The organism is Okeania sp., assembly GCF_983059655.1.
This window is the reverse complement of the sequence record NZ_CEZPJD010000280.1, coordinates 1-5,361: the sequence shown is the minus strand read 5'-3', so window position 1 is coordinate 5,361 and position 5,361 is coordinate 1. Positions and strand designations below refer to the sequence as shown.

Annotated in this window: 5 protein-coding genes; 4 read left to right on the top strand and 1 reads right to left on the bottom strand. The window is 33.8% G+C overall.

What is annotated here, in order from left to right:
- From AC3DU7_RS16450 to AC3DU7_RS16440, 3 genes are all read left to right on the top strand, one after another.
- Window positions 1–1,271 (top strand): CO2 hydration protein (locus tag AC3DU7_RS16450; RefSeq protein WP_488040407.1); only part of this gene is annotated, 1,271 nt, incomplete at its 5' end.
- Between the two features lie 866 nt (window positions 1,272–2,137).
- Window positions 2,138–2,698 (top strand): hypothetical protein, encoded by a 561-nt coding sequence (locus tag AC3DU7_RS16445; protein WP_488040406.1) that lies wholly within the window; start codon window positions 2,138–2,140, stop codon window positions 2,696–2,698.
- A gap of 21 nt (window positions 2,699–2,719) precedes the next feature.
- A complete protein-coding gene (locus AC3DU7_RS16440) occupies window positions 2,720–2,914 on the top strand; it encodes a carbonic anhydrase (protein WP_488040410.1) in 195 nt (64 codons plus the stop codon).
- 255 nt (window positions 2,915–3,169) lie between these two features.
- Here AC3DU7_RS16440 and AC3DU7_RS16435 read toward each other — a convergent pair whose 3' ends face one another.
- The gene (locus tag AC3DU7_RS16435; RefSeq protein WP_488040405.1) at window positions 3,170–3,367 is read right to left on the bottom strand and encodes a hypothetical protein; all 198 of its coding nucleotides are present in this window, start codon (window positions 3,365–3,367) and stop codon (window positions 3,170–3,172) included.
- A gap of 1,634 nt (window positions 3,368–5,001) precedes the next feature.
- On the opposite strand from AC3DU7_RS16435, the gene AC3DU7_RS16430 reads away from it, so the two are divergent.
- The gene (locus AC3DU7_RS16430; protein WP_488040404.1) at window positions 5,002–5,205 is read left to right on the top strand and encodes a TFIIB-type zinc ribbon-containing protein; all 204 of its coding nucleotides are present in this window, start codon (window positions 5,002–5,004) and stop codon (window positions 5,203–5,205) included.
- Window positions 5,206–5,361: the final 156 nt, after the last annotated feature.

Sequence of the window (5,361 nt, the reverse complement as noted above, 5' to 3'; positions counted from 1 at the left end):
AAACAAAACTTCCACCCTCTCAACATGAATTTGCCGAAATTATTCACCGCCTCGAAGCAGGTGGAGCAATGCTACCAGATACCCCAGAAAACCTAATGCAAATTATCGGTATTTATAAAGCTTATGCAGTACCAATGGATTTCTATTGGCGGGACTTACTTTATATTGCCGAACGAGTATTTTTAAACCCCTTACCCTTCTTTAAATACTTCCTACCAAAAGAATATTTAGAACTTCATAATCACTATGCAGGCGATGATGCAGACTTAAGAGTTTGGCGCGGGGAAGCAACAGCTCATCCAGAACTTTTAGCATTTATTGAAAAGGGAGAAACTGGCAAAAAGTCAAAATTATTACATCATTTATGGCATGACAGAATTAATATGGAATTTGCCGAAGCTTGTATGCGGGCAATGTTTTGGCATCGGGAAATGGGAGGTAAATTTGACCCTTATTTAGATACTCCTGAATATCAGGCTGCAGCAGATAAAGCAATTAATGCTTATTTTCAAGGAAATCCTGTTATGTTAGGCTTGTATAAATTATTCCCAGAAATGTTTATCGAACAAGTCAGACAACTTTCTTATTACAGCAATCTTGGTTTATTTTGGGAAGTAATGGCTGCTGTTTTTTTTGAAATGTTTGATTTATATAATGAAGGGAAATTAACTAGTGTTCCAGAGGCAATGAATTTTCTAGTAAATGGAATTTTTGCTGCAGCAGAGCGCCCAATTTATCATCATGTTTATATTCGAGGTGAGTTACATGAAATTATTCCCAAATCTTGTGGTTTTACTTGGTTATTTGAAGCTGCTTTACCTTATGTAGAAGCTGTGTTTTATCGCACTGCACCTTTCCGTGGTACTAAGTCTTATAATGCTCAGGCAAAACAGGTGCCAGAAAATCAAAAAGACTTTCATTATGGCATTCTTTATGCAGATGTTTTTCCAGTGGGAAATGCTGGTATCCCTCCCACATTATTAATGCAGGATATGCTGCATTTTTTACCATCATTTTTAGTTGATTATTACAAACAATATTGTCGGGGCAAAGATGATATGTTGATTCAGTTAGGAATTACTTTTCAACGCTCAATGTATTGTGTAACTTCAGCAGTTATTCAGGCATTAAGACAGGCAACATTACATCCTTTAGATGACCCAGACTTAGAACATTTAAAAGCAAATCGTGCATTTTTTGAAGCACAACTAGATAGGTTTAAGCGACCAGAAGCTCGGTTGCGAGATATTCAGCGCCAAGATTATCGTTAACAGGTGACAGGAAATAGGCCAAAGTGGGAAAAGTTTTTCTCTAGTCTGAGATTTATAATCAATAGACATCTCCGACAATAAAAAATCAAATCAATTATCGCGCATAAATTATCAATTCTTTCCCCCTACTCCCTACTCCCTACTCCCTACTCCCTACTGCCTACTGCCTCTTTTCCGGAGATGTCTAATATAAGTCAAACACCAACTTGTTCTTTGCTATAAACAGGGCTTGCTAATTAAAGATGAAAGGATTGACTGATATAGCGCTGTGCGCAGGCAACAGGCAACAGCTCATCTGGCAACAGAGGGAATAAATTGCCGATAACATAAGACTTTTAGCTATTGGGCAAATCCTGCAATTTGTAAATATACCAGCGCTCATTGCTATATTAGTTGTAGCATTTAAGGAGTGAAAAAAAGATCATATTTTCGGCATAGATGGCTCAGAAAGTTAGTATTTGCGGACAAGTGTCGGGCATAACAATCTTGAGATAATTTTTCTGAGTACCTACTCTATAACTCCCTCCAACTCTTGACTCTTAACTACTGCCTACTCCCTGCCTTGGCAAAAAGACTAGTGAAGCACAAACCCTAATAGACATCTCCAATAATCAAAAATAAAATCAATTATGGTACATAAATTATCAATTATTTCCCCTTACTCCCTACTCCCTACTCCCTCTTTTCTGGAGATGTCTAATTATCAAAGTATTTATACGAACGAAAAACCTTAAATTTCCTTGGCTAATTATCCAGAAATGATGAACAATTTCAGCAACTTTCTCAAGAAAATTGTCTGTACTCCTTGTAGCCTTGTAAGCGGAAATAGGTTAACCTATTAACGCCTAGTCCTATAAAAGAAAAAGATGACCATGAAACCACATTTCTTTGCACTTTTAATCCTATCTACAGTAACCACAATAGCTGGTTGCACAAACCTTCCATCTACGTCAACGATACAAGCTGCGCCATGCGAAAATCCTGTCACAGAAAACGATGTTCTAGCTGCACAGGAAAGTTGGGGCAAAGCCATTGTCGCCATTGGCAAGGCAGAAAACCCAGAAGTAGAAGCACAAAGTACTCTTGACAGGCTTTATGCTTATGATATTGGTACAGTTTTGTTCAAACCAACACTGGCCAGTAATGAGCCATTCAGAGGTACGGAGAAAGAGGCTTTGTCTTATTTTGTCGGCGGCAGCATCAGCGAAGATAAGGGTTTTGCTCTTGCGCCCTATAACAATGTGCGCTTTGAGAATGAAGGAATTATTACCCACTGCGATACAGGCGTCTCGATGGGTGAGTATTTTTTCACCAAAACAGACGGTAGCGAGATCAAGGCAGAATACACTTTGGGTTATATTCGTGATGAAAACGGCGATCTGAAAATCAATCTGCACCATTCATCTCTGCCGTATAAAGTGCAATAAGGGCGATCGGTAGTAACGGTTATTAAGCCTGCTGTAGAAATTGCTAAAGGTAGAGATGGATATTCTATAGAAAGTGCTGTTAAAGCTAATATAATGGAACAAATAAAAATTATCAATTTTTCTACAGTGATTACCCAGTTAGTTCAGGAAAAAAAATTAAAAGTTGTAGGAGGTTATTACGATCTAGATCTAGGAAAAGTATATTTGATAAGTTAAAAGAAATAGAAAAATAGGCATTACTTTGATTTGCCTATTTTTTCTGTCTCTTAACAAAGTGATAGTTACCAAGTTTCTTGTCCTTAATTACTTGTTTGCAACATACAACATACATTTGTATCAAATATTCGCTGCTTCAAATTCAACATAAGTAATGTTATCCTAATAGTAATACCGCACTATTATTGTTAATAATTCTGGAAAAGGATGCTGATTTAGTCTCCTTTTTTTAGTAGTTTTGTATTTCCAATTTTATTATTTATGAGATGATAAATTTACTCTTTTTCCTCTTTCAGTTAGATATTTTTGAAGATGCTCCTCTGATGTTACCCAAGCCTTTAAGTTTGCATCCCAATAAAACTGAATTTTATTCCTAATTCTAAGAGTATGAACCCTCTGAAAAGATACTCCTAGAATTCTCGCTACATTAGTTTGAGTGAATTGATCTTTCATAGTTTATATTGCGATTTTTTTTGAATAAATCTAATGGTTACATCTATACATAATGACCTATTCAGGTATTCTAGATGTTCTAATACGATCATAGATAGTAAAAACTAATGCTTCAACAGCAGTCTTACTGAACTTTGATAATTTTTATTTGTATTCAAAAATTATATCTACCCTAGAGAATTTACTCAAATGATACGCTCAAATACTAATTTAAGCTTTTTCTTTCATGTTTTTTTGTCTGATTTTCTTGTTATTTATGCTAGTATTAAAGTAATATTAATTCCTATTTCTAAAAAAATTATAATTATTTCCGGCTTTCTTGAAATAAAAAATAATATATTTTGCTGCTTGAAATCTTAAATAAAAGATTAAAGATGTAGATATAGCAGAAGGAAGAAGGAAAAATATTGCGTTGTCTGAGCTTTAAGCTTTTTATATATCTGTGTCCTTTCCTTAGACTGCTATATTTCAGGAAAATATCCGTATTAAGTCGCAAATTACTCTCAAGTATCGAATAGTCTAATAATATTTGCTACATATCTTTCTTTCCTACTATCAATTAAGATGTTCTTTTTATTCCATAACAGATGAAGATATAGGTATAAGTAGGTAAGGTAGGCACGAAAAAAAATAAGTATGTAACAAAAAGTAAAGTAGTTTTGAAACCTATTCCTTTCAGCTCCTACTGCCCTCTGCCTCCTGCCTTCATCTAACTATAAATTTTAACACCTACCTACTTAAATCTAGATTTAGCATTTCATTAGACATCTCCAATAATAAAAAATAAAATTAATTATCATACAGAAATCATTAATTATTTCGCCCTATTCCCTCTTTTCTGGAGATGCCTATTGGTACGGTTGTGTAAAATATCTGGCAAAAAGGGAATAATCAAAAAGCCACAGAAAAAGGGATAAGAGTTCTAGACTTTCAATCTATAGCAGTACCTTCTTTAGCGTTTGACAATAAATTTGAGTGAAAAAGGAGTAGGGAGTAGAGGGTAGAGAATAAGAAAAAGAGGAATGTCCGCACCCTATTTGTGTAGCGCTATATTTTTTTATTTCTTTACAAATAATTTAGAATTGCAATTCTAGTGTCAACTTTTGTGACAATTATCTCTATCTTCACAAGTTCTTCATATTTATAGATTAACTTACTTAGTAAGGTTAACAATTTAACCTAAAAGCTGAGATCTAAATATCAAATTTGCATTTGGAGAACGGATAAGTGCAATCAGTTTATATAATTCTATTAACTCTTTCTGTGAGCTCTGCATTAATTTATAAGCACACCTCTGAAGACATATCTTTGATTTTAGCTATATTAACGGGATTAATCAGTTTATTCTGGGGTTTTGCTTGCTCTCCATTAATTTTTCAGCTTTTCATAGTGTTCAGTTTATTCTGTTTTTACAAAGTTTATTCACTAGATAGCGAAGATATAAATTAATTAAAATAAGCTTATTTCAACCTTTTTAACATAATTTTTATGATTTTTGTAGCTAAATCTATCTATGTAGATACAAGGTTTCAATATTTAGTCTTATTTTAATTACCCCGATGAAACGATCTGCTATTTGTTAGATGTTTGTTTTTAAAACTTGTCATATTTTTAACATAAATTTGAGGTATATTATGCACACTTGTCCTTGCTGCTCTACAACATTACTACGTCATGCACGTCATAATAGTATTTACTGGTATTGTCCGCGATGTCGGGAAGAAATGCCTGACCTAGAATCAATACTATTAAGTCATTCTCCAGTATTTCAGCCTAGTAGAGATTGGTTAAGTACTCGTAAACAAAACTCTAGGGTATTAATAAATGTTCCAGCATAAATTGTTTTCATCTGCTGAGAAATATTTTTTTAGTACAAAAATTGAAGATTATAATATCAATTTAAAAAAAGAATGTTATGGCGCTACTTGAATAGGGAATATTCAACAATGAATAATGAATAATGAATAATGAATAATTACCTCTCCTTGAAAGAA

Coding starts and splice junctions, on each gene's coding strand:
- AC3DU7_RS16430 (WP_488040404.1), top strand. CDS start 5,002: ATGCACACTTGTCCTTGCTGCTCTACAACATTACTACGTCATGCACGT.
- AC3DU7_RS16435 (WP_488040405.1), bottom strand. CDS start 3,367: ATGAAAGATCAATTCACTCAAACTAATGTAGCGAGAATTCTAGGAGTA.
- AC3DU7_RS16445 (WP_488040406.1), top strand. CDS start 2,138: ATGACCATGAAACCACATTTCTTTGCACTTTTAATCCTATCTACAGTA.